The sequence below is a fragment of the Nocardioides sp. Root151 genome, assembly GCF_001427925.1.
In the GTDB taxonomy this organism is placed as follows: domain Bacteria; phylum Actinomycetota; class Actinomycetes; order Propionibacteriales; family Nocardioidaceae; genus Nocardioides.
In genome coordinates, this window is the sequence record NZ_LMGG01000005.1 from 465,237 (window position 1) to 488,073 (window position 22,837).

Below are 22,837 nucleotides of genomic sequence, written 5' to 3' on the forward strand. Positions count from 1 at the left end.
AGGACAAGCCCGAGGCGATGAAAAGCCTCGACAAGAGCAGGAAGAGGAAACCGAATGGGTTCGGTACGCGTAGCAATCGTGGGAGTCGGCAACTGCGCCACCTCCCTCATCCAGGGTGTCGAGTACTACAAGGATGCGGACCCGGCCAGCTCGGTTCCCGGGCTGATGCACGTCAAGTTCGGTGACTACCACGTCTCCGACGTCGAGTTCGTCGCCGCCTTCGACGTCGACGCCAAGAAGGTCGGGTTCGACCTCTCCGAGGCCACCCAGGCCTCCGAGAACAACACGATCAAGATCGCCGACGTGCCGCCGACCGGCGTCATCGTCCAGCGTGGCCCGACCCTCGACGGTCTCGGCAAGTACTACCTCCAGACCATCGACCAGTCGGACGCCGAGCCGGTCGACGTCGTCCAGGTGCTCAAGGACGCCGAGGTCGACGTCCTGGTGTCCTACCTGCCGGTCGGTTCCGAGCAGGCCGACAAGTTCTACGCCCAGTGCGCCATCGACGCGAAGGTCGCCTTCGTCAACGCGCTGCCGGTCTTCATCGCCTCCGACCCCGAGTGGGCCAAGAAGTTCGAGGACGCCGGCGTCCCGATCGTCGGTGACGACATCAAGTCGCAGGTCGGCGCGACCATCACGCACCGCGTGATGGCCAAGCTGTTCGAGGACCGCGGCGTGACGCTGGACCGCACGTACCAGCTCAACGTCGGCGGCAACATGGACTTCAAGAACATGCTCGAGCGCGAGCGCCTGGAGTCCAAGAAGGTCTCCAAGACCCAGGCCGTCACGTCCAACCTGACCGGCTCGCTGGCCGGCCTCAAGGACAGCCGCAACGTCCACATCGGTCCCTCGGACTACGTGGCGTGGCTCGACGACCGCAAGTGGGCCTACGTCCGCCTCGAGGGTCGCGCCTTCGGTGACGTTCCGCTGAACCTCGAGTACAAGCTCGAGGTCTGGGACTCCCCGAACAGCGCCGGCATCATCATCGACGCCGTCCGTGCCGCCAAGATCGCCAAGGACCGCGGCCTCGGTGGCCCGGTCATCTCGGCCTCGGCGTACCTCATGAAGTCCCCGCCGGTCCAGATCGAGGACACCGAGGGTCGCATCCAGCTGGAGAAGTTCATCGCCGGCGAGTGACCAACCGTGCATCCTTGATGCGCGAACCGTGCATTCTTGACGTTCGAGCCGTGGATTCTTGATTCATCAGAACCGCCGCTCACCCCCTCAGGGGTGGGCGGCGGTTTCGCATTTCGCCGTACGGCGTGCGCGACCCGGTGTCGGCGTACGTCGGCGGGCGTGCCGCGTCAACAATCCACGGTTCGAGGCGCAAGAACCCACGGTTCGCGCATCAAAAGGGCATGGTTCGTGGATCAGGCGAGGAGCTCTGCGAGGACCTCGCCGAACTGGGTGATCGCCCATTCGAGCTGCTCCTCGGTGATCACGATCGGCGGGGCCAGGCGCACGGTCTGGCCGTGGGTGTCCTTGGCCAGGATGCCGCGGGCCAGGAGTCGCTGGCATACCTCGCGGGCGGTGGCCACCTCGGGGTCGATGTCGACGCCGGCCCACAGGCCCTGGCACCGCACCTCGGTGACGCCCTTGCCCTCGAAGGCGCGGAGTCCGGCACCGAGCCGGGCACCGAGCGTCTTCGCGCGCTCCTGCATCTCACCGGTCTCGAGGAGCTGTACGACGGCGAGCCCCACCGCGGCAGCCAGCGGGTTGCCACCGAAGGTCGAGCCGTGCTGGCCCGGCTTCAGCACCCCGAGCACGTCGGTGTTGCCGACCACGGCCGAGACCGGCACGATGCCCGCGCCAAGGGCCTTGCCCAGCAGGTAGAGGTCGGGCACGACGCCGACGTTGTCGCACTGGAAGGTCGCGCCGCATCGGCCGAGGCCGGACTGGATCTCGTCGGCGATGAACAGCACGTTGTGCTCGCGAGTGATCTCGCGGACCCGGGGCAGGTAGTCCGCCGGCGGGATGCCCACGCCGGCCTCGCCCTGGATCGGCTCGACGAGCACCGCGACGGTGTTCTCGTCGATGGCCGCTTCGATCGCATCGGCGTCGCCGTAGGGCACGGTGACGAAGCCGGGAGTGAACGGGCCGTAGTTGTCGTGGGCCTCGGGGTCGTCGCTGAACGAGATGATCGTGGTGGTGCGCCCGTGGAAGTTGCCCTCCATCACGATGATGTTGGCCTGGTCGGCGGCAACGCCCTTGACCTCGTAGCCCCACTTGCGGGCCACCTTGATCGCGGACTCGACGGCCTCCGCGCCGGTGTTCATCGGCAGGATCATGTCCTTCTTCGCCAACCGGGCCAGCGCCTCGGCGAACGGACCGAGCGCCTCGGAGTGGAAGGCGCGACTGGTCAGCGTGACCTTGTCGAGCTGTTCCTTGGCGACCTTGGTCAGCTCCGGGTTGCAGTGCCCGAAGTTCACCGCGGAGTACGCCGCGAGGCAGTCGAGGTAGACCTTGCCGTCGATGTCGGTGACCGTGGCGCCGGTGGCCTCGGCGACGACGACGGGGAGCGGGTGGTAGTTGTGCGCTGCGTGGGCATCCACGACCGCGATGGCGGCCTGCTGTGCCTCACTGACTCCAGCGAGTTCGTCGTGGTTCGTCATGGGAGTGACGATAGTCACCGACCGACCGAAATCACGAACTCAGCCGGGCCCCCCAGGTGCTCGCCGTACGCCGGTAGCCCAGCGCCTCGTTGACCGCGAGCATCGGGACGTTCGCGGCATCGTTCCCCGTGAAACATCGGGTGACGCCCGCGGCGGCCAGCGCGACCAGCGAATGCCGCTTGGCGAGCGTGGCCAGGCCCTGCCCGCGGTGCGTCGGGCGGGTGCCGGTCATCGAGTTCCAGGACCGGTCGTCGGCAACGGTCACCGACCCGTAGGCCAGCACCACGTCGCCCGACATCACGGCACGACCGAGGTCGGGGCGGTGGTCGGGCTCGGCCCACTGCCCGACGGCGTACTCGTCGAACGGGATCTGCCGGGTCAGCCCCGACGGGTCGTCTCCGGCGGCCGCCTCGTGGCACTGCCAGACCGCCTCGACCCCCGCCTCCGAGAGAGGTACGACGACCAGCCCGTCAGGCACCACGCCGGGAGCGGCGACGGTCGACGGGTCCACCACCGAGATCGTGTGCTCGCGTTCGAGCGTGACGCCCCAGTGCGCGGCGACCGCGGTCGAGTGCTCGTCACCGTTGACGATGCCGAGCAGGTCGACGTCGCCGGCGACCGCACGCATCCGGGCCAGCAGCAGGGAGCCCACTCCCCGACCGGTGTGCGCCGGATCGACCTGGATCATCAGCCTGGCCTCGCCGGTGGCACTCGTGCGGAGCCGGCTGACGCCGAGCACCTCGCCGTCCTCGACGACCACGAAGCGCGCGAGCGTGTTCGGGTTGTGCGCCATCTCGTGGAGCACCGACACCTCGGAGGTGATCAGGTAGGGGCTGGCCGCACCGGCGACCCGGGCCCATCCTTCTGCCGCGCCCTGGGTGGCGAAGCGCAGCTGCCTCACGGGATCAGGTCGCCGATCGTGCCGAGCACACCGCCGCCCTTCTTCTCCGGGGCCGGCGGTGGCCGCCACTCGTAGGCCTGCACGACCACGAACCCGGGGCCGTGGAAGACCATCTGGACGGCCTCGCCGGAGCCGCCGCGCAGCATCGAGCCCATGTTCATCGAGTTGTGCGTCGAGGGGGTCAGCGACGCCGACCAGCACACGGCGGCGTTGCGGTCGACGTAGACCGGCTGCTGCGAGCAGTCGAGCACGATCGGCTTGCCGACCACCGAGACCGCCGCCGTACCGGTGCCGCCGACCGTGGTGTTGAACAGGCCGCCAGCCATGAGTCCCGCACCCTTGATCCGGTTGATGTCCCAGGTGAGCGAGGAGTCGAAGGCGAGCAGGTTGCGGAAGTTGACGCTGATGCCCTCGTTCTCGAGGTGCAGCAGGTGCACGTAGCCGGCCTCCTGGGCGAAGAAGACCTCGCCCTGCCCGGAGACCCGCATCAGCGAGACGTCCTCGCCGGTGACGACCTTCTTGGCCAGCTTGCCCATCGAGCCGGACTTCTCGTGGTGGAAGGCGAGCCGCCCCAGGAAGCTGACCATCGCGCCCTTGGTGGCCAGCACGTCGGGGCCCAGCCCGACGCGGAGCGTGCGGTTGTTCTGCAGGGCCCAGCGTTCGTCGCTGCGCACCGGCATGTTCTCGGCGTCGAAGATGCGGCTCTTCATGCCGAACCCCTCAGCCGCGGGCGCCGGTCGAGACCGGCGTCCATTCGAAGGACTGTACGACGACGAAGCCGGGCCCGTGGAAGACGTACTGGATGGCCTCGCCCGAGCCGCCGCGCAGCATCGAGCCCATGTTCATCGAGTTGTTGATGCCCGGTGCCAGGCCGGCCGACCAGCAGACCGCGGAGTTGGGGTCGACGAAGACCGGCTGCTGCGAGCAGTCGAAGACGGTGGGCTTGCCGATGCAGGCCACCGCGACGGTGCCGTTGCCGCCGACGGTGGTGTTGAACAGGCCGCCGGTCATCAGGCCTGCGCCCTTGACCCGGTTGATGTCCCAGGTGAGTGAGGAGTCGAAGGCCAGCAGGTTGCGGTAGTTGAGGCTGATGCCCTCGTTCTCCAGCTCCAGCAGGAAGACGTAGCCGGCGTCGGAGGCGAAGTAGACCTCGCCCTGCCCGGTGACCCGCATCAGCGAGACGTCCTCACTGGTGACGATCTTCTTGGCGAGCTTGGCCATGCTGCCGGACTTCTCGTGGTGGAACTGCACCTGTCCGGTGTAGGCCACCATGGCGCCCTTGGCGGCCAGGACGTCCGGGCCGAGCCCGACGCGCAGCATCTGGTCGTTCTGGAGGGTGAAGCGCTCCTGGCTCTGCACGCGGAGGTTCGACTGGTCGAAAAGGTCGCTCTTCATGGCGCCAAGCATGCCCCCATCGGCCGCGCCGACAAACCCGCCACCGTTGATCGGCGCGGCTCGGCCTCCGCAGGCCGGGCCGCATCACCCAGGCGGCTGACTCAGCCAGTGCCCTCGGCGTCGGCCTTGATCCGCTTCAGGGTCTGGCGCATGCCGCCGCGCAGCTCCAGCTGGAACGACTCCTGCCCACCCATCACGGCCTTGATCAGGGTGTCGGAGATCTTCGTCGTGCCATTCGGCACCTGGCGCCGCTGCACCACGCGGGTGCCGTTGGCGATGGGGTCGAGGCTGAACGACCAGACGGACTTGTTGTCCTTGATCCGGAACGCGAACTCCCGCTCGGGCTCGAACCGGATCACCTTGGACCGGGTCGGCCAGACCAGGAGTCCGCGCCGGTTGATGTTCACCGTGCGGGTGCCGAGGGCGATGCCGTCGCCGCGCACGATCGTCTTCACCACCTGCGGGCTCCACTGCGCCATCCGTGGCATGTCGGTCACCAGCGCCCACACGGTCGCCGGGTCGGCGTCGATGTCGATGGACTCCTCGAGCAGTTCCAGAACCTCAGTCATGACGAGGGAGGCTAGTCCACGAACAGGAACGTGTTACTGACGGGTCACACCGTGGGATCAGCCCGCCGAGGCGACCAGCTCGTTCGGCACCTGCGGCAGGTCGAAGGTGTCGGTCACCCTGCGGCGGGCCAGGTCGACCACGTGGAGCCTCGAGGTGGCCGGGTCGGTGACGTAGGCCGTGCCGTCGAGCACCTCCAGGGCCGGCCGCGGCTGCTGCCAGTCGACCGGCTCCCGCCAACGGTCGAGGACCGGGATCGTCGCGGTGGTCCGGCCCGTGTCCACGTCGATGACCCGAAGCCTGCCGTCGGTGCCCAGCACCAGGCCCTCACCCTCCGGCCCCCGGCCCAGCGAGCGGAAGGCGTAGCTCGCCTTCACGTCGACCAGCCGGATGGTCCCCTTCCTCGTGTCGACCAGGGAGACCCGCGTCGGCCGCTCGAGCTCCGCGTCCGGGTCGGTCTTGTAGTCGCCGAGCAGCACCGGCGAGTCCTCCGATCCGGCCTGGTTGCCGATTCGTCCGTAGGCGTCGGGGCTGTCGACCTTGGTGATGGTCCGTCCGTCCACCAGGAGCGCGCCGTCCTCGCAGCCGAAGACCGCCACCTCGCCCGCGAACGCCTCGCCGTGGACGCCCGGGCACGCGTCACTTGCGGCCAGCTCGTGGCCGGCCGGGGTGACCAGGCGTACGCCGGTGCGGGTCTCGGCGTCTCCGACGGTGTGGACCAGGTTGCCGTTCCCGAGTCGTACGGCGACCCCGTGGTGCGCCTGGTCCGCGGCATCCCGGTCAGTCTCCGGAGTGCCGTCCGCGAGGTCGTGGGGGTCGAAGACGGTCCACGATCCGGTGCCGTCGTCGAACAGCACCGTGTGCCCCTCGTGGTGCACGACGTGGCCCGGCTCCTGCGCCTCGAACACCGTGCCGGTCAGGCGTGGCTCCCCGATCCACGAGTGCCCGTGGTCGCCGTGGCTGTGCGTCCAGCTGCCCAGGTCGAGAGCCTCGAAGCCACGGCTCGTCGAGAGCAGCACGTGGCGGTCGTCCCCGGCGGGGTTGGCCCGCACGAAACCCTCGGCCGGGTGGTCGAGCAGCACCTCGCCGTCGCTGGCCCGCAGCACGAGCACGCCGCCGTCGTAGGTGACGGCGAGGCGCGGCTCGGGCCCGGCCGCCTCGACGGCGCCCGGCTCGGTGTCGTCACCCGACCGGCCCTCACTCGTGGGTTCGCCGGTCTCGGTGCCGCACGCCGACACGATCAGGGTGGCCAGCAGGACTGGGATCATTCTCCATCGCTTCATGAGAACGATTCTCAGATTTATTGAGAATGATTGTCAACTGCTGGGTGAGGCTAGGCGGCAGGCTCCATGCCCGCGACGCGCCACGTCGACCCGTCACGCAGTACCACGAGGTTCACGTCGCTCGCGTCGGCCCGTGCCTCGTCGGAGGGTGAGCACTCCTCGGCGTCGGGCTCGTCGAAGCAGTCTTCGGGAACACCGACGTGAGCGTCCTCGATGACGATCACGGCCAGGTCGTCGGCGCCGAGCCCGTCGATGCCGGCCTGGGTGCCGACGCCAGCGATCTGGTCGTCGGTGAGGCCGACCTCTCGGGCACCCAACACCTTGGTGGGTTCGTCGGGCAGCACCAACAGGTCGTGCTCGAGCGCCCAGTGCTGGTCGTGCACGTAGTCGGCCGTGTCGGTGCGTTCCGGCGAGAGGTCGCTCCAGAAGCCCTCGCTGATCACGTCCCGGAAGGCGTCCACGTCGTCGTCCCGCACGGCCTGCGCGTACGCCGCATACGCCTCTTCGGCGCTCGCCTGGCCTGCGCGCGACCGGCTGCCCGAGTCGTCACTCCCGCCGGACAAGTCGCCGTCACCGCACGCGGACAGCCCGAGGGCGAGGACGGCCCAGGCCAGCACGGCGCCCGCTCGTGTGGAGGTACGGCGGGCCGGCGCAAGGACTCGAATGATCATGCGGCGAAGGGTGTCCACGCCGGACGGGGATCAAACGCGGGCGGCCCACCACGCCAGCAGTGCGGCCTTGGCGTCCTCCTCGGACTGCGGGCCCTCGTCCATGCGCAGCTCGAGCAGGAACGAGTAGGCCTCGCCCACCTCGCGGCCGGGCGGAATGCCGAGGATCTCCATGATCTGCGTGCCGTCGAGGTCGGGCCGGATCGAGGCCAGCTCCTCCTCCTCCGAAAGCCGCGCGATGCGCTCCTCGAGGTCGTCGTACGCCTTGCGCAGCCGGGCCGCCTTGCGCTGGTTGCGGGTCGTGCAGTCGGCCCGGGTCAGGATGTGCAGCCGCTCGAGCTGGTCGCCGGCGTCACGGACGTAGCGGCGTACGGCGGAGTCGGTCCACTCGCCGTCGCCGTACCCGTGGAAGCGCAGGTGCAGCTCGACGAGCTTGGCGACCGCGTCGATCTCGTCGTTGGAGAACCGCAGCGCCTTCATCCGCTTGCGGGTGATCTTCGCGCCGACCACGTCGTGGTGATGGAAGGTGACGACCCCGCCGTCCTCGAAGCGTCGGGTCCTCGGCTTGCCGACGTCGTGCATCAGCGCCGCGAACCGGGAGACGAAGTCGGGTCCGTGGCCCAGCCGCTCCTCCTGGTCTATCGACTGCTCCAGCACGATCAGCGTGTGCTCGTAGACGTCCTTGTGCCGATGGTGCTCATCGCGCTCGAGGGCCAGGGCCGGCAGCTCCGGGAGGACGTAGGACGCCAGGCCGGTCTCGACCAGCAGCAGCAGCCCGCGGCGTGGGTACGGCGCACAGATCAGCTTCACCAGCTCGTCACGGACCCGCTCGGCCGAGATGATCTCGATCCGCCCGGCCATCGCGGTCATCGCGGCGACCACCTCGGGCGCCACGTCGAAGCCCAGCTGTGCGGCGAAGCGGGCGGCCCGCATCATGCGCAAGGGGTCGTCGGAGAAGGAGTCCTCAGGACGTCCCGGCGTGCGCAGCGTGCGCGCGGCCAGGTCGACGATACCGCCGAACGGGTCCTCGAAGCCGCGGTCGGGCACGGTCAGCGCCATCGAGTTCACCGTGAAGTCACGTCGGCCGAGGTCGCCGACCAGCGAGTCGCCGTACGCGACGTCGGGCTTGCGGGAGGTGGCGTCATACTTCTCGGAGCGGTAGGTGGTGATCTCGACCTGCCACTCACCCTTGCGGCAACCGATCGTGCCGAAGTCGCGGCCCATGTCCCAGAGCGCGTCTGCCCAGCCCTTGACCAGCTTCTCGGTGACGTCGGGATGCGCCGACGTGGTGAAGTCGAGGTCGTTCTGCAGCCGGCCCAGCATGGCGTCGCGGACCGGCCCGCCGACCAGTGCCAGCTCGTGGCCGGCGTCGCGGAACCGGGCCCCCAGATCGTCGATCAGGGGGGCGATCCGCTCGAGTTCCCGGGCGACCGTCTCTTGGACGTCGCTGATCAGGATCGGGGAAGGTCGGGCGTCAGGCACGGGAGACAGGGTAGTCGCCCGGCAGGCCGATAGAGTCGGCGCCGTGATCCGACCGCTGGCTGCCCTTCGCACGCCCGTGGTCCCTGTCCTTGCGGTCGCGTTCGCCTCAGCGGCACTCGTGATTCCCACCGCGACCGCGACCGGCGCGGTCGCCGCCCCGGTCTCGGGCGCGGTGTCGGGCACGGTCGCCGCTCCCGCCCGGGTCGGTACGACGAGCGCCGCCGAGGCCGACCCGTTGTCGGTGACCATCGACTCGATGACGCCGTCGGTGATCCCCCGCAAGGGACCGATCCGGCTGACCGGGTCGGTCACCAACACCAGCGACGACCCCTGGCTCGACGTCAAGATCTATCCCCGACTGTCGTTCTCACCGTTCACCACCTCCGCCGAGGTCGACCTGGCCGCCGAGTCCGACCCGCGCCTGCCGTTCGGTGACCGCATCACCACCGAGGGCCACTTCGACGAGTCCATCGCGTCGCTCGACCCGGGCGAGACCCGGGCGTGGTCGATCCGGGTGCCCCGCGAGGTGTGGGCGGCCAAGATCAGTGGCGCCGAGGGGATCTACCAGATCGGCGTCCAGGCCCTGGCCGCCAACACCGACGGGGAACGCCCCGACAACGCCATCGGTCGGGCCCGCACGTTCATCCCGCTGGTCGACGTCCGACGGCCGGAGGTGCCCACCTCGATCGTGGTGCCGATCCGCGGGCCGGTGGAGCGCCATGCGGACGGACGCCTCGCCGACGTCGACGAGTGGGCCACCGCGCTGGGCCCCAACGGCCGCCTGGCCCAGCTGGCGAGCATGGTCGACGGCTCCGACACCCTGCCGGTGACCTGGGCGATCGACCCCGCGATCGTGACCGCGGTGGAGCAGCTCGCCGACGGGAACCCGCCCCGCGACCTCGGCGTCCCCGACGAGGAGGCAGACGCCACCGAGGACGAGGAGACCGTCGACGAGGAGGTGCCGACCGGCGCAGCCCAGGCCTGGCTCGACGACGTCACCGCACTGGCCGATGCCCACGAAGTGCTGGCCCTCCCGTACGGCGACCTCGACGTCGCGGCCGCGTCGGCCAATGACGGCTTGCTCTACGGGTTGTCGCGCAAGCTCTCGAGCGATGTCTTCAAGCGGCTGAAGGTCAGCGCCACGCCCGCCGTCGCACCGCCGTCCGGGCTCCTCCCCGGGGCCGCCATCGACGGGATCGACCCGGGCACCACGATGCTGATGTCCGACGAGGCGGTTCCCGGCGCCGCTGACGACGAGGAGGAGTCCGACCAGCCGTCCCGGCTGCAGCTGGGCGACCACCAGATGTCCCTGTACGACGCCACGATGCTCAACGTTCCCGCAGGCGATGTCCAGAACGCGCTGACCGTGCGCCAGCGGACCCTTGCCGAGGCCGCCGTGCGCTCCCTGGCCGACGACACCGACCCACTCCTGGTGAACCTGCCCACCGACTTCGACCCCGGCACGTCGGCGTCCGACTTCTTTGCCGGCCTGGATCGACCCTTCGTCGACGTACGCCGTCTCTCCACGAACACCGGTGGCCGGACCCGTGAGGTGAAGCAGGTCGACTACCCGCGGCGCCAGGAACAGCGCGAGCTGGGCTCCGCGTCGTTCACCTCGGCCCGCGAGCTGATGGAGGCCGGCGCCACCCTCGACGACATCCTGGCCGACACCGACGGCATCGAGCGGCAGACCGCCGAGGAGGCGCTCACCTACACCTCCTACATGGTGCGCGACGACCAGTTCGCCGCCGAGCAGCTGGCCGACGGCGCGACCAGCTGGCTCGAGAGCCGCCTGCGTCAGGTCACGATCGAAGCGCCGTCGTTCGTGATCCTCTCCGCGGCCAACGGGCCCTTCGCGGTCAAGATCACCAACGGCCTCGAGGTCCCGGTCACCCTCTCGATCAAGGCGCACACCCAGGACAACCTCGAGATCCGGGCGCCGGGCACCATCGAGATCGGGGCGAAGACCTCTCGCACCATCCAGCTCGACGCCACCGCCAGCTCTATCGGGGTGCACCCGGTCGACCTCGTGGCCACTGACAGCCAGGGGCGCCCGCTGGGCAGCTCCGAGGAGATGAGCGTGCGCTCCAACTCGGTCGGCAAGGTGATCTGGGTGATCCTCGGCGTCGGGGTCGGCATCCTCTTCCTTGCCATCCCGGTCCGCCTGATCCGTCGCTACCGGAAGTCACGCGCAGCATGAACACCACCCCAGACAAGTCCTCGCTGCGCTGCGGTTTGCCCAGGGACCCCGGATGAGCTCCCCGAAGACCGTCATCGGCAACAGCGCCGTCATGGCGGCCGGCACCATCGTGTCCCGGTTCAGCGGCCTGATCCGGTCGATCCTGCTCGCCGCGGCCCTTGGCACCGGCGGTCACGCCGACCTCTTCAACATCGCCAACACGATCCCGAACATGCTCTACATCCTGCTGGCGGGTGGCGTGTTCAACGCCGTCCTCGTCCCCCAGTTGATCCGGGCGATGAAGAACGACGCCGACGGCGGCGAGGCCTACACCAACCGGATCATCACCCTGGCCGGGCTCTTCCTGGCCGGCGTCACGGCGGTGCTGGTCATCGCGGCGCCCTGGGTGATGGCGCTCTACCTCGACGGCGGCCACGCCGGAGCGGAACGCGAGAGCGTGGTCGACTTCGCCCGCTACTGCCTGCCCCAGGTCTTCTTCTACGGCATGTTCGTGCTGGTCGGCCAGGTGCTCAACGCCCGCGGCAGGTTCGGGCCGATGATGTGGGCGCCGATCGCCAACAACATCATCTCGATGGTGGTGCTGGTGGCCTACCTCGTCGTCTTCGGGCCGTCCTCGACCGGCGCCTACAGCAGTGGCGAGGAGCTGGTGCTCGGCCTCGGCTCGACGCTGGGCATCGCCGCCCAGTTCCTGATCCTGGTGCCCTACCTCAAGCAGGCGGGGTTCACCTACCGTCCGCGCTTCGACTTCCGTGGCTCCGGCCTCGGCCACACGCTGAAGCTGGGCATCTGGACGGTGCTGTTCGTGATCGTCAACCAGATCGCGTACACGGTCGTCGTACGACTCGCGTCCGGCGGCACCGCAGACGGTGCGGACGGCACCGGCTACACCATCTACTCCGGCGCGTTCCTGCTGACCATGGTCCCCCACGGCATCGTGACGGTCTCCCTGGCCACCGCTGTCCTGCCCACCCTCTCCGCCAGCGCGGCCGACGGTCGACCCGCTGACCTGGCCCGCACCCTGTCCGACACCCTGCGCACCAGCCTGGCCTTCATCGTGCCGTTCACGATGCTGCTCCCCCTGCTCTCCCACGACATCGCCCGGGTGGTCTGGGGGTACGGCGCGGCAGCCGACAGCTACGACGACTACGCGCCCACGGTGGCGCTCTTCGCCCCGGGCATCCTCTTCTTCACCGTGCACTACCTCACGCTGCGCGGGTTCTACGCCCTCGAGCGCACCCGCACGGTCTTCTGGGTTCAGTGCGTGATCGCGGTGGTCAACATCGCCCTGGCCGTCGGGCTCGTCGCGGCGACCAACGCAGACTTCACCGCCCCGGCGCTCGCCCTCGCCTACGCCGGTGCGTACGGCGTGGGCGCGTGCGGCTCCTACGTGTTGCTCCGCCACCTGCTCGGCGGCCTGCAGACCCCGCGCCTGGTGCGGTTCCTGATCCGTGTCGTGATCGCCGGTGGCGGTGCCGCCGTGGCGGCGTACGCCGTGGCCCGCGGGTTCGACGCCCTCGTCGGCACCGGTGACGGACTGGTCTCGTCGGTCCTCTTCCTGGCCCTCGTGGCCGCGGTCGACGGCCTCGTCTTCCTGGTCCTGGCCCGGGTCATGCACATCCGCGAGGTCAACGAACTCGTCGAGACCGTGTCGCGACGCCTGCCGGTCCCACGTCGCGGCTGAGAAGCGGCCTACGATGAGCCCCGGAAGCTCATCTGGTTGATCGCGCGATGGGGAGGGAAGCGACGATGACGGCGTACCGGCGACCGGGCGACGTGATTGTCGACCGCTACCGCCTCATCGACCTGCTCAACGAGGCGCGCGGCGCCCGGTTCTGGCTGGCGTGGGACAACATCCTGGCCCGCCACGTCGCGGTGCACCTGATCAGCGAGGACGACCCTCGGGCCGACGAGCTGCGTGCTGCGGCCCGGCGCTCGGCCCGCCTCCTCGACCCGCGCCTGCTCCGGGTGCTCGACATCGGCACGATCGCGGGCAACTGCTACGTCGTCAACGAGTGGGGCGAGGGCGTCTCCCTCAACAACATGCTCGCCGAGGGGCCACTGGCACCCCGCCGTGCGGCGTGGCTGATCGGCGAGGTCAGCGAGACCATCGCCGCGGCCCACGCCTCGGGAGTGGCCCACGGCCGCCTGGTCCCCGAGAACGTCCTGATCGACGAGCGCGGATCCGTCAAGGTGATCGGCTTCGCCGTCGACGCCGCACTGCACGGCCTGCCCGAGGGGCGCACCTCCACCGAGGTCGTCGACCTCGCCGGCCTGCTCTACGCCGCACTCACCGGCAAGTGGCCCGGCATCTCGACCTCCTCGGTCAAGCCGGCCCCGCAGGAGCACGGCCGAGCCCTGCGCCCACGCCAGGTCCGCGCCGGCGTGCCCCGCATCCTCGACACACTCTGCGACGAGGTGCTCAGCCCCTACCCCGGACCCCACGACCACGGCTACGACTCGGCCGCAGCGATCGCGACCGCGCTGATGGAGTACGTCGGCGACCCCGCGGCGATGGCGGAGGCCGAGGCGGCCAGCCGTCGTGGCAACACCCACCCGCGCCTGCCACGCATCGAGGCACTGGTGCTCGCCCCGGACCCGGTGCCCGAACCAGATCCCGAGCCTGAGCCCGAGCCTGAGCCGACGCCGGAGCCCGAGCCGCCGGCGCGCCCGAGCCCGGCGGAGGAGACCGTCGCCGGCGCGCCCGTGTTCTACGACGACTCCGGCGACGTGGGCTGGGTCAGCCCCAGTCCCGCCCCGCCACCCCCGCCTCCGCCTCCGTTCGAGGAGCAGCCGGCGCGACCGCTCTTCGCCCCCGACCCGCCCGAGGGCCGGGCGGTCCGTACGCCCCGACCCGGCGCCGAGCAGGACTCCGCGCAGTACTGGCCCTGGGAGACCGGCACCGGCGCCGTACCCCCGGCCCCGGACGACACCCCCGGCGAGGACGACTCCGTCCCCGGCCGCAACTGGATGCGCACCGCCTGGATCATCGCCGCCTCACTGCTGATCCTGGTCGCGATGATCTACGCCTTCAACCGCGGCCGCGACACCGACGGTGCCTCCGACGACGACGAGGACAGCCGGGCGACGACCACCACCTCCGCGCGCGCCGTGCTGAAACCGGTCGGCATCTCCGACCTCGACCCCTACGGCGACCCGCCCGAGGAGAACTCAGACCGGGCCCCGCTGGCCATCGACGGCGACGCGGCCACGGCCTGGCAGACCTCCGGCTACGACCAGAACTTCGGACCCGGCGGACTCAAGCCCGGCGTCGGCCTGGTCGTCGACCTGGGCGAGGAGAAACAGGTCGGGTCGGCCGTGGCCACCGTGCTCAACGACCCCACGGCTGCCGAGCTGTACGTCGTCGGCGGCGACTCCGCCCCGACGAGTGTCGACGACCTCGACCCGGTCGCCTCGGCGACCTCGAGCCAGGGACGTCTTGTGCTCAAGCCCGGCGACGCCGCCACCGGCCGGTGGGTCGTGCTGTGGCTGACCTCGGTGCCGAACGACGGCTCCTACCGGGGCAGGGTCGCCGAGATCCAGGTGCGCGAGTGACCCGCTCCGACCACGACCTCCTGCGCGCCCACGTCGACGGTGACCCGGACGCGTTCGGGGAGCTGTTCGGCAGGCACCGGGACCGGCTGTGGGCAGTGGCCCTGCGCACCATGGGCAACCCGGAGGAGGCCGCCGACGCCCTCCAGGACGGCCTGATCTCCGCGTTCCGCCGGGCTGGCAGCTTCCGGGGAGACGCCGCGGTCACCACCTGGTTGCACCGCGTGGTGGTCAATGCGTGCCTCGACCGGATCCGGGCCAACAAGGTCCGGGCCGCCGGGGCCCTGCCCGACGACCTCGACGAGTACGCCGGACGCGGCACGCTCAGCACCTCCGACCAGGGTCCACTCCCCGAGGACGCCGCCGCCGACGGTGAGCGCCGGCGCGTGGTCCTCGACGCCCTGCGCACCCTGCCCGAGGAGCAGCGCGCCGCCCTCGTGCTGGTCGACATGGAGGGGTACGGCGTCGCCGAGGCGGCCGAGATCCTCGAGTGCGCGGTCGGCACGATCAAGTCCCGGTGTGCCCGCGGGCGAGCCAGACTGGCCCCGCTGCTGGGCGTGCTCCGCGAACCCGACGTGAGCCCGCCCACGCCCGGGAACCCGCCGGCCTCCTCCCCCGTCTCATCCTCGGACCCACCGCGCGGGCCACCCGCCTGACCGGCCACCGACCCCGTCCCACCATTCGATCTCCCGCCTCGCCACCCATCCACCCAGGAGGTGAATCGCCATGACCGACCCGGAGCTGACCCCCGCCCAGAACGAGGCGGTCCGCCGCCTGCTTGCCGACGCCCGGCACGACGAGCCGATGCCGGCCGAGGTCGCGGCACGCCTCGACGACGTGCTGGCCGACCTCTCGGGTGAGCGCGCCACCTCTCCCGAAGCCACGTCTCCCGAGGCCGCCTCCCCCGACGTCGCGTCGGACGCCGACGGGGCGGTCGTCGTACCCCTCGCGGAGCGGCGTGAGCGCAAGGCCCGCCGCTGGCCCGCCGTACTGCTCTCCGCCGCGGCAGTGGCGGCCATCGGCCTCGGCGTCACCCAGATGCTCGACAGCTCCCCCGACGGCGACAACGGCAGCGCCGACTCCAGGAGCGCCGACGACGGCGCCGCCAAGGACTCGCTCCAGGGCGAGGACGCTCCCAGCTCCTCCGACTCCGCCACCGAGGAGCCACCGACCACGGCACGCCTGCCGCAGAACCTGGACGACCTCGAGAGTGAGCTGACCTCCGAGCTCGGCCCGGTCACGTTCCGGGACGGCCAGGCGTACAAGGCCGACGTCACCCCGCGAGAGACTGCCACCCTGACCCGGCGCTGCGGACCCGACAAGGCGGTTCCCGGCGCCTGGCTCCAGCCCGCGACGTACCGCGGTCGCGACGCCCTGGTCATCTTCCACCCCCCGTCACCGACCGGGCGCCGGGTCGACCTCTACGTCTGCGGCCCCAAGAGCGGCCGCTACGTCGATTCGGTCACCCTTCCCTCCGGGGAATGACCCGCCCGTAGGATCGGTTGCACCCGACGTACCCAGATCGACCCACGGGATCGACCAACGGCCAGGGAGGCCTGCGCACCATGAGCACCGACGTCCGCAACGTGATCATCATCGGCTCCGGCCCGACCGGCTACACCGCGGCCGTGTACGCCGCCCGGGCCAACCTCGAGCCCCTCGTCTTCGAGGGCTCGGTGACCGCCGGTGGCGCGTTGATGAACACCACCGAGGTGGAGAACTTCCCCGGCTTCCGCGACGGCATCATGGGCCCGGCCCTGATGGACGAGATGCGCGCCCAGGCCGAGCGCTTCGGCGCCGAGCTGATCCCCGACGACGTGGTCTCGGTCGACCTGACCGCCACCCCCAAGGTGGTGCGCACCGCCGACGGCGAGTTCCGCGCGCGCTCGGTGATCCTGGCGACCGGCTCGGGCTACCGCAAGCTCGGCCTGCCCAACGAGGAGGAGCTCTCCGGACGCGGCGTGTCGTGGTGCGCCACCTGCGACGGCTTCTTCTTCCGCGACCAGAACATCGCCGTGGTCGGCGGTGGCGACTCCGCCATCGAGGAGGCCACCTTCCTGACCCGCTTCGGCTCCAAGGTCACCCTGATCCACCGCCGCGACGAGCTGCGCGCCTCCAAGATCATGCAGGAGCGCGCCTTCGCCGACCCGAAGCTCGACATCGCCTGGAACTCCGAGGTCGCCTCGATCAACGGCACCGACTCGCTCGAGTCCCTGACCCTGCGCGACACGGTCACCGGTGAGGAACGCACCCTCGAGGCCACCGGCCTGTTCATCGCCGTCGGCCACGACCCGCGCTCCGAGCTCCTGACCGGCCAGGTCGACCTCGACGAGAACGGCTACGTCCTCGTCGACCAGCCCTCCACCCGCACCAACATCGAGGGCGTCTTCGCCGCAGGCGACCTGGTCGACCACCACTACCGTCAGGCGATCACCGCCGCCGGCACCGGTTGCTCGGCCGCTCTCGACGCCGAGCGCTACATCGCCGCCCTCGACCACGCGGCCGCCACCGGTGCCGCCGCCGTCGAGTCCGAGACGATCACCCAGGAAGTCCAGACCGCCGGCGCGTGAGGCCGCGATCACCGGTCTCGCCGGGAATGATCGTCGGTGGGGTCGTGTTGAGTCAGGTGCACGACCCAGTCCAAGCTTCCAGCCCGGACAGCCCGGGAACCAGAAAGGGATAACCGTGGGCAACATTGCAGCCGTGACCGACGCCGAGTTCGACGCCGAGGTCCTCAAGTCCGACAAGCCCGTCCTCGTGGACTTCTGGGCCGAGTGGTGCGGCCCGTGCCGCCAGGTCGCCCCGATCCTCGACGAGATCGCCGGCCAGCACGGCGACAAGATCGGCTTCTTCAAGCTGAATGTCGACGAGAACCCGGTCACCCCGGCGACCTACCGCGTCACCGGCATCCCGACGATCAACGTCTACCAGAACGGCGAGGTCGTGAAGTCCATCGTCGGCGCGAAGCCCAAGGCCGCGCTGCTGAAGGAACTCGACCAGTTCATCAACTGATCTCAGCTCAGTCCGCCACGCGCCGGAGGCAGCCCCCCAGGGGCGGTCTTCGGCGCTGGTCGTTTCGGGCGCACCACACCCAGCAGGCGCTCCACCGCCTGCTCCACCTCGTCCTTCCAGGTGAGCACCGACCGGAGCTCCATCCGCAGCCGCGGGTGGGTGGGGTGCGCCCGTTGCGTCTTGAAGCCCACCCGGGTGAGGAACCCCGCCGGTACGACGCAGTGCCCCAGGCCCTGCTCACGCGTCGAGCCGAACGCCTCCACGGCACGCACCTCCCCGCGCTTGATCAGGTCCTTGGCCAGGCCCTGGATCAGCAACCGTCCGATGCCGTGCCCGGTCCACGCCGGGTCGACGTACACCGTGGTCAGGACCAGCGCATCGGGTGAGACCGGCGCCGTCGGGAAGGCCGAGACACCCGGCACCCAGGCGGTCGGTGCGTAGATCAGGTAGCCCACGGCCTCGTCGTCGACCATGGCCACCCGCCCGCACGAGCCCCACTCCCGGAGAACCTCGGAGATCCAGGCCTCCTTCTCGCAGGCCGACTCCTCGGCGTCGAGCCGGTCACGGCGTACCGGGTCGAGCTGCCAGAACAGGCAGTGCTGGCAGGGCTGGGGCAACCCGTCGAGGTTGTCCAGCGTCAGGGGCACCGTCTTGCGTGACATCACCGGCTCTCCGGGGTCGCGCCACGGTGTCAGGGCTCCCTGCCTGTGCGCGACCGCCATGCATCCCTCATGCTAGTGGTCACCATCACCCGCCGAGGAGCATCCGTTGCGCGACTTCACGTACCCGTCGATCATCACCACCGCCAAGGGCCTGTTCCGAGCCCTCGGCCTCAGGTTCACGATGACCGGCACCGAGCACGTGCCCCGCGAGGGCGGCGTGCTCCTGGCCTGCAACCACATCGGGTACGCCGACTTCGTGTTCGGCGGCCTCGCCGCAAACCCGTCCGGCCGCAAGGTCCGGTTCATGGCAAAGCGCGAGATCTTCGACCACAAGATCGCCGGGCCGGTGATGCGCTCCATGCACCACATCCGCGTCGACCGGGCCGACGGCCTTGACTCGTTCCACGAAGCGGTCCGCTACCTGCGTGAGGGAGAGGCGGTCGGCATCTTCCCCGAGGCCACCATCTCCCGGTCGTTCCAGATCAAGGAGATCAAGAGCGGCGCCGTCCGCATCGCCGCCGAGGCCGGCGTACCCCTCCTCCCGGTGATCATGTGGGGCACGCACCGGATCATCACCAAGGACCACCCCAAGGACTTCTCCCGCGGCAAGACCATCGCGCTGGCCGTGGGTGAGCCGTTGCACCCGACCGGCGAGGACCCGGTCGGCGAGGCCGCCGAGCTGAAGGCGGCCCTGCAGAAGCTGCTCGACGAGACGATCCGGGCCTACCCCGCCGCCGAGCAGCCCGAAGGCTCCTGGTGGCTGCCCAAGTCGTACGGCGGCTCGGCCCCCACGCTCGAGGAGGCCGAGGTGCTCGACGCCAACGAGAAGCGCGAGCGGGCCGCACGTCGAGCCGCCAAGCGGGCCGCCAAGAAGTGATGCTGCAGGTTTCCCGGGTGCGCCGGGGAAACCTGTACTTCCCACGTGAGATCGGCCGTGGGGAGCGCATGCTTTCCGTGGGATGTTCCCCGTGAAACAAGCGATATGTGGTTTTGTCGACAAAACCACATATCGATATCGTGACTTGTGACGAAACCAGAACGCCCGACCCCGGCTGATCGCCGGGGCCGGGCGTTCACGGAAATCAGATCGGGCGGTCCTGGCGGTTGCGGGGGTCCATGACATCGACGATGCGGCGCAGGTCCTCCATCGAGGCGAACTCGACGGTGATCTTGCCCTTGCTGCGTCCCAGGTCGACCTTGACCCGGGTCTCGAAGCGGTCGGAGAGTCGCTCGGCGAGATCGGCGAGGCCGGGTGCCGTCGGCTTGTTGCGCGCCGAACGGGTGCCCTTGCCGCCATGGTCGCCCACGGAGACGATCTCCTCGAGGCCCCGCACGCTGATCCCCTCGGCCACCACGCGCTGGGCGAGCCGGTCCTGGATGTCGCCGTCCTCGACCGCGAGGAGTGAGCGAGCGTGGCCCGCAGAGAGGACCCCGGCAGCGACTCGGCGCTGCACAGCGGGAGAGAGCTTGAGCAGCCGCAACGTGTTGGAGATCTGCGGTCGCGAGCGACCGATCCGGCCGGCGAGGTCCTCGTGCGTGCAGCCGAAGTCCTCGAGCATCTGCGAGTACGCGGCCGCCTCCTCGAGCGGGTTCAGCTGCGAACGGTGCAGGTTCTCCAGCAGCGCGTCGCGCAGCATGTCATTGTCGCCGGTCTGACGCACGATCGCCGGGATGAACTCCTGGCCGGCCTCCTGCGAGGCCCGCCACCGGCGCTCACCCATGATCAGCTCGTACGCCGGCTCACCGTCGGCGCCGTCCTCGTCGAGGCGACGTACGACGATCGGCTGGAGGAGGCCGACCTCGCGGATCGAGTGGACCAGCTCCGCCATCGCCTCCTCCTCGAAGACCTGGCGCGGCTGACGGGCGTTCGGGGTGATCGACTTGAGCGGGAGCTCGGCGAAGTAGGCCCCCGCGACGAGGGGAGCCTCCACCGTGGGAGTGTCGCCGGCGTCGACTGCTGCGGCGCCCGCACCGTCCTGCGGCGTGGCTGCCGACGACATGGCGCCGACGGCGTAGTAAGTAGGGGTCGACGCGTGACCCGGCGTGCCGTCTGTTGACGGTGCGTCCTGGGGCTCCGCGGGAGCGGTCGGGATCAGCGCACCGAGGCCACGTCCGAGGCCACGTCGCTGGGTCTGCTTCTGGTTCATGCCTTCGCTCCCTTGGTCGCCATCTCGCGCGCCGCTTCCAGGTAGCTGAGTGCCCCCGGTGATCCCGGATCGTAGGTCATCACGGTCTGACCGTAGGAAGGGGCCTCCGAGACCCGGACGGAACGAGGGATCGAGGTCTTGAGCACCGTGTCGCCGAAGTGTTCTCGTACCTCGTCGGCCACACCTGCGGCCAGTCGCGTGCGGGCGTCGTACATGGTGATCAGGATCGTGGTGACGTCGAGGCGGTTGTTGAGGTGCTTCTTCACCATGTCGACGGTCTCGAGCAGCTGTCCGAGCCCCTCGAGCGCGTAGTACTCCGCCTGGATCGGGATCAGCATCTCCGCGCCGGCCACGAGCGCGTTGAGGGTGAGCAGGCCCAAGGACGGCGGGCAGTCGATGAGCACGTAGTCGAAGCGCTCCTCGCCGGCCTCCGCCTCGGTGCCGACGAGGGGGTGCGCGTCGATCGCCTTCTGGAGGCGGCTCTCGCGCGCCACCACGGAGACCAGCTCGATCTCCGCGCCGGCCAGGTCGATGGTCGCGGGGACCACCGAGAGGTTCTCGAACTCGGGGCTCTGGCTGGCGACCTCTGCGAGGGGGGAGCCCTCGACGAGCATGTCGTACGTCGAGGGCACGCCGCGGTGGTGCTCGACCGACAGTGCGGTCGACGCGTTGCCCTGCGGGTCGAGGTCGATGACGAGCACACGCTGGCCGAGCTGGACGAGCGCGGCGGCCAGGTTCACGGTCGAGGTGGTCTTGCCCACGCCGCCCTTCTGGTTGGCCACGACCATCACCCGGGTCTGGGCCGGGCGACCGACCGACGGGCGACCGAAGGCCGAGCGTCGAGCCAGGATGGAGTGCTCGGCGGCTCGCGCCAGCGGCGTGCTCTCGCTCTGGAAGGTGGGCTCCGAATCCGCGACCTCCGCGGCCGTTCGGACCACGAATCCGGGGGTGGAGGCCGATGTTTCACGTGAAACCACGGAATCCTCTTCCTGTGGAGAATGGACCTGACTCTGTGGAGAACCACGCTCAGCAGAGGTGTTTTCCCCGGTGGATAACTCTTGATCGGGTGCTGCAGGTGGCTCGAAATGGCCGCTCATGAGCCACGCCGGGCCTGCCGGCGGGAACGCTTCGAGCCACCACCTGCCGGAGCGTCCAAACGTACCGTCGGGAGGCCTGCCCATGCCACTCTCACGGCATACGTGAGCGGATCGACCAGGCCTTCGCCCAACACGACTGTCTCCGGGGGAGTGCAGCCCAGCTTCGCAAGCACGGGAGCGGCCTCGACGATCTCGTCCTCGACCGACGATCCCTTCATCGCCACGAGGGCTCCCTCGGCGGAGACCAGCGGCATCGACCACTCCAGCAGCCGACCCAGCGGTGCCACCGCGCGGGAGGTGACGACGTCGAAGGTGCGACGGCCGTGCAGGGCGTCTGCACGGCCGCGGACCACCTCGACATTCTCGAGCGCCAAGGCTTCGACGACCTCATTCAGATAGGTCGTGCGACGCAACAGTGGCTCTACGAGCGTGATCTGGAGATCAGGCCGCGCGATCGCCAGCACGAGCCCGGGGAGACCGGCCCCGCTGCCGATGTCGCAGACGCTCATGTTCTCGGGTATCGCGTCACCGAGCACGGCACAGTTCAACAGATGGCGCTCCCACAGGCGGGGCGCCTCACGGGGGCCGATCAGCCCACGGACCACGCCGGTGTCGGCAAGGGAGGCGGCGTACGCCTCGATGAGGGGGAGTCGCGAAGATGCGAACACCCTCCGCGCCGCCTCCGGAGTCTCCGGGGGCGCGGAGGGTGTTTCACGTGAAACCACGATCAGGAGACCGTCACGCCGGAAGCACCACGACGAAGCGACGCGGCTCGGCGCCCTCGGACTCCGACTGCAGGCCGCCGGCTGCCACGGCGTCGTGGACCACCTTGCGCTCGAAGGGGGACATCGGGTCGAGGGACACCGGCTCACCGGTCTCCTTGACCTGTGCGATGGTCTCCTCGGCCAGCTTCACCAGGCTCGTCTTCTGGTCGGCCCGGTAGCCACCGATGTCGAGCATCAGGCGGGACCGGTCGCCGGTCTCGCGGTAGACCGCAAGGCGGGTCAGCTCCTGGAGGGCCTCGAGGACCTCGCCGTTGGAGCCGACGAGCTGCGAGAGGTCGGCGCCGACGATGGACACGGCGGCGCGGTCACCCTCGACGTCCATGTCCAGGTCACCGTCGAGATCGGCGATGTCGAGCAGTTCCTCGAGGTAGTCGGCGGCGATGTCGCCCTCCTGCTCGAGACGCTGGATGCGGGAGGGACGCGTGGCGTCCTCGGTCACTTCTTCACTCACGTGTGGAACTCCTTGGTGCAATGGGT

The 22,837-nt window shown here is 69.9% G+C and carries 22 protein-coding genes; 9 read left to right on the forward strand and 13 right to left on the reverse strand.

The window, feature by feature from the left end:
• Nucleotides 1-54 precede the first annotated feature (54 nt).
• Entirely contained in the window at nucleotides 55-1,137 is a 1,083-nt protein-coding gene (locus ASD66_RS17375; protein WP_056684139.1) for an inositol-3-phosphate synthase, read from the forward strand.
• Nucleotides 1,138-1,370: 233 nt separating this feature from the next.
• On the opposite strand, the gene rocD is transcribed toward ASD66_RS17375, so the two are convergent.
• The 8 genes from rocD to ASD66_RS17415 form a co-directional block, all read right to left on the reverse strand.
• Complete coding sequence (gene rocD / locus ASD66_RS17380) at nucleotides 1,371-2,612, reverse strand: ornithine--oxo-acid transaminase (protein ID WP_056891704.1); 1,242 nt, start codon at nucleotides 2,610-2,612, stop codon at nucleotides 1,371-1,373.
• 31 nt (nucleotides 2,613-2,643) lie between these two features.
• Nucleotides 2,644-3,513 carry a GNAT family N-acetyltransferase gene (locus ASD66_RS17385; RefSeq protein WP_056891705.1) on the reverse strand — a complete coding sequence of 290 codons (870 nt, stop codon included), beginning with the start codon at nucleotides 3,511-3,513 and terminating at the stop codon, nucleotides 2,644-2,646.
• Nucleotides 3,510-4,223: an AIM24 family protein gene (locus tag ASD66_RS17390; protein WP_056891706.1), complete on the reverse strand. Its 714-nt coding sequence runs from the start codon at nucleotides 4,221-4,223 to the stop codon at nucleotides 3,510-3,512. The genes ASD66_RS17385 and ASD66_RS17390 overlap by 4 nt, the downstream gene beginning before the upstream one ends.
• A gap of 10 nt (nucleotides 4,224-4,233) precedes the next feature.
• A complete protein-coding gene (locus tag ASD66_RS17395) occupies nucleotides 4,234-4,908 on the reverse strand; it encodes an AIM24 family protein (RefSeq protein ID WP_056891707.1) in 675 nt (224 codons plus the stop codon).
• Between the two features lie 101 nt (nucleotides 4,909-5,009).
• Nucleotides 5,010-5,477 carry an SRPBCC family protein gene (locus ASD66_RS17400; protein WP_056684154.1) on the reverse strand — a complete coding sequence of 156 codons (468 nt, stop codon included), beginning with the start codon at nucleotides 5,475-5,477 and terminating at the stop codon, nucleotides 5,010-5,012.
• A gap of 57 nt (nucleotides 5,478-5,534) precedes the next feature.
• The gene (aztD, locus tag ASD66_RS17405; RefSeq protein ID WP_056891708.1) at nucleotides 5,535-6,758 is read right to left on the reverse strand and encodes a zinc metallochaperone AztD; all 1,224 of its coding nucleotides are present in this window, start codon (nucleotides 6,756-6,758) and stop codon (nucleotides 5,535-5,537) included.
• 50 nt (nucleotides 6,759-6,808) lie between these two features.
• Entirely contained in the window at nucleotides 6,809-7,429 is a 621-nt protein-coding gene (locus ASD66_RS17410; protein WP_156388764.1) for a hypothetical protein, read from the reverse strand.
• 30 nt (nucleotides 7,430-7,459) lie between these two features.
• On the reverse strand, nucleotides 7,460-8,908 hold the full coding sequence (locus ASD66_RS17415; RefSeq protein WP_056891710.1) for a CCA tRNA nucleotidyltransferase: 1,449 nt from the start codon (nucleotides 8,906-8,908) through the stop codon (nucleotides 7,460-7,462).
• A 43-nt stretch (nucleotides 8,909-8,951) separates the two neighbouring features.
• On the opposite strand from ASD66_RS17415, the gene ASD66_RS17420 reads away from it, so the two are divergent.
• The 7 genes from ASD66_RS17420 to trxA all read left to right on the forward strand — a co-directional run bounded on the left by ASD66_RS17420 (nucleotide 8,952) and on the right by trxA (nucleotide 17,669).
• Nucleotides 8,952-11,108 (forward strand): DUF6049 family protein, encoded by a 2,157-nt coding sequence (locus ASD66_RS17420; RefSeq protein ID WP_056891711.1) that lies wholly within the window; start codon nucleotides 8,952-8,954, stop codon nucleotides 11,106-11,108.
• 52 nt (nucleotides 11,109-11,160) lie between these two features.
• Complete coding sequence (gene murJ, locus ASD66_RS17425) at nucleotides 11,161-12,789, forward strand: murein biosynthesis integral membrane protein MurJ (protein WP_056891712.1); 1,629 nt, start codon at nucleotides 11,161-11,163, stop codon at nucleotides 12,787-12,789.
• 65 nt (nucleotides 12,790-12,854) lie between these two features.
• Nucleotides 12,855-14,660, forward strand: a complete 1,806-nt coding sequence (locus ASD66_RS17430; RefSeq protein ID WP_056891713.1) for a protein kinase family protein — start codon at nucleotides 12,855-12,857, stop codon at nucleotides 14,658-14,660.
• Complete coding sequence (gene sigM / locus ASD66_RS17435) at nucleotides 14,657-15,313, forward strand: RNA polymerase sigma factor SigM (RefSeq protein WP_156388765.1); 657 nt, start codon at nucleotides 14,657-14,659, stop codon at nucleotides 15,311-15,313. The genes ASD66_RS17430 and sigM overlap by 4 nt, the downstream gene beginning before the upstream one ends.
• A gap of 70 nt (nucleotides 15,314-15,383) precedes the next feature.
• Nucleotides 15,384-16,142, forward strand: coding sequence for a hypothetical protein (locus ASD66_RS17440; RefSeq protein WP_056891714.1), 759 nt, complete (start codon nucleotides 15,384-15,386; stop codon nucleotides 16,140-16,142).
• 80 nt (nucleotides 16,143-16,222) lie between these two features.
• Nucleotides 16,223-17,227 carry a thioredoxin-disulfide reductase gene (trxB, locus tag ASD66_RS17445; RefSeq protein WP_056684175.1) on the forward strand — a complete coding sequence of 335 codons (1,005 nt, stop codon included), beginning with the start codon at nucleotides 16,223-16,225 and terminating at the stop codon, nucleotides 17,225-17,227.
• A gap of 115 nt (nucleotides 17,228-17,342) precedes the next feature.
• Nucleotides 17,343-17,669 (forward strand): thioredoxin, encoded by a 327-nt coding sequence (gene trxA / locus ASD66_RS17450; protein WP_056684178.1) that lies wholly within the window; start codon nucleotides 17,343-17,345, stop codon nucleotides 17,667-17,669.
• Between the two features lie 2 nt (nucleotides 17,670-17,671).
• On the opposite strand, the gene ASD66_RS17455 is transcribed toward trxA, so the two are convergent.
• Nucleotides 17,672-18,391, reverse strand: a complete 720-nt coding sequence (locus tag ASD66_RS17455; protein ID WP_235530145.1) for a GNAT family N-acetyltransferase — start codon at nucleotides 18,389-18,391, stop codon at nucleotides 17,672-17,674.
• A gap of 46 nt (nucleotides 18,392-18,437) precedes the next feature.
• On the opposite strand from ASD66_RS17455, the gene ASD66_RS17460 reads away from it, so the two are divergent.
• The gene (locus ASD66_RS17460) at nucleotides 18,438-19,208 is read left to right on the forward strand and encodes a lysophospholipid acyltransferase family protein (RefSeq protein ID WP_056891715.1); all 771 of its coding nucleotides are present in this window, start codon (nucleotides 18,438-18,440) and stop codon (nucleotides 19,206-19,208) included.
• Between the two features lie 205 nt (nucleotides 19,209-19,413).
• Here ASD66_RS17460 and ASD66_RS17465 read toward each other — a convergent pair whose 3' ends face one another.
• The 4 genes from ASD66_RS17465 to ASD66_RS17480 all read right to left on the reverse strand — a co-directional run bounded on the left by ASD66_RS17465 (nucleotide 19,414) and on the right by ASD66_RS17480 (nucleotide 22,832).
• Complete coding sequence (locus tag ASD66_RS17465) at nucleotides 19,414-20,478, reverse strand: ParB/RepB/Spo0J family partition protein (RefSeq protein WP_056891716.1); 1,065 nt, start codon at nucleotides 20,476-20,478, stop codon at nucleotides 19,414-19,416.
• Complete coding sequence (locus tag ASD66_RS17470) at nucleotides 20,475-21,455, reverse strand: ParA family protein (protein ID WP_200950102.1); 981 nt, start codon at nucleotides 21,453-21,455, stop codon at nucleotides 20,475-20,477. The genes ASD66_RS17465 and ASD66_RS17470 overlap by 4 nt, the downstream gene beginning before the upstream one ends.
• A 116-nt stretch (nucleotides 21,456-21,571) precedes the next feature.
• Entirely contained in the window at nucleotides 21,572-22,243 is a 672-nt protein-coding gene (rsmG, locus tag ASD66_RS17475; protein ID WP_056891717.1) for a 16S rRNA (guanine(527)-N(7))-methyltransferase RsmG, read from the reverse strand.
• 70 nt (nucleotides 22,244-22,313) lie between these two features.
• Nucleotides 22,314-22,832, reverse strand: coding sequence for a protein jag (locus tag ASD66_RS17480; protein ID WP_414858579.1), 519 nt, complete (start codon nucleotides 22,830-22,832; stop codon nucleotides 22,314-22,316).
• Nucleotides 22,833-22,837: the final 5 nt, after the last annotated feature.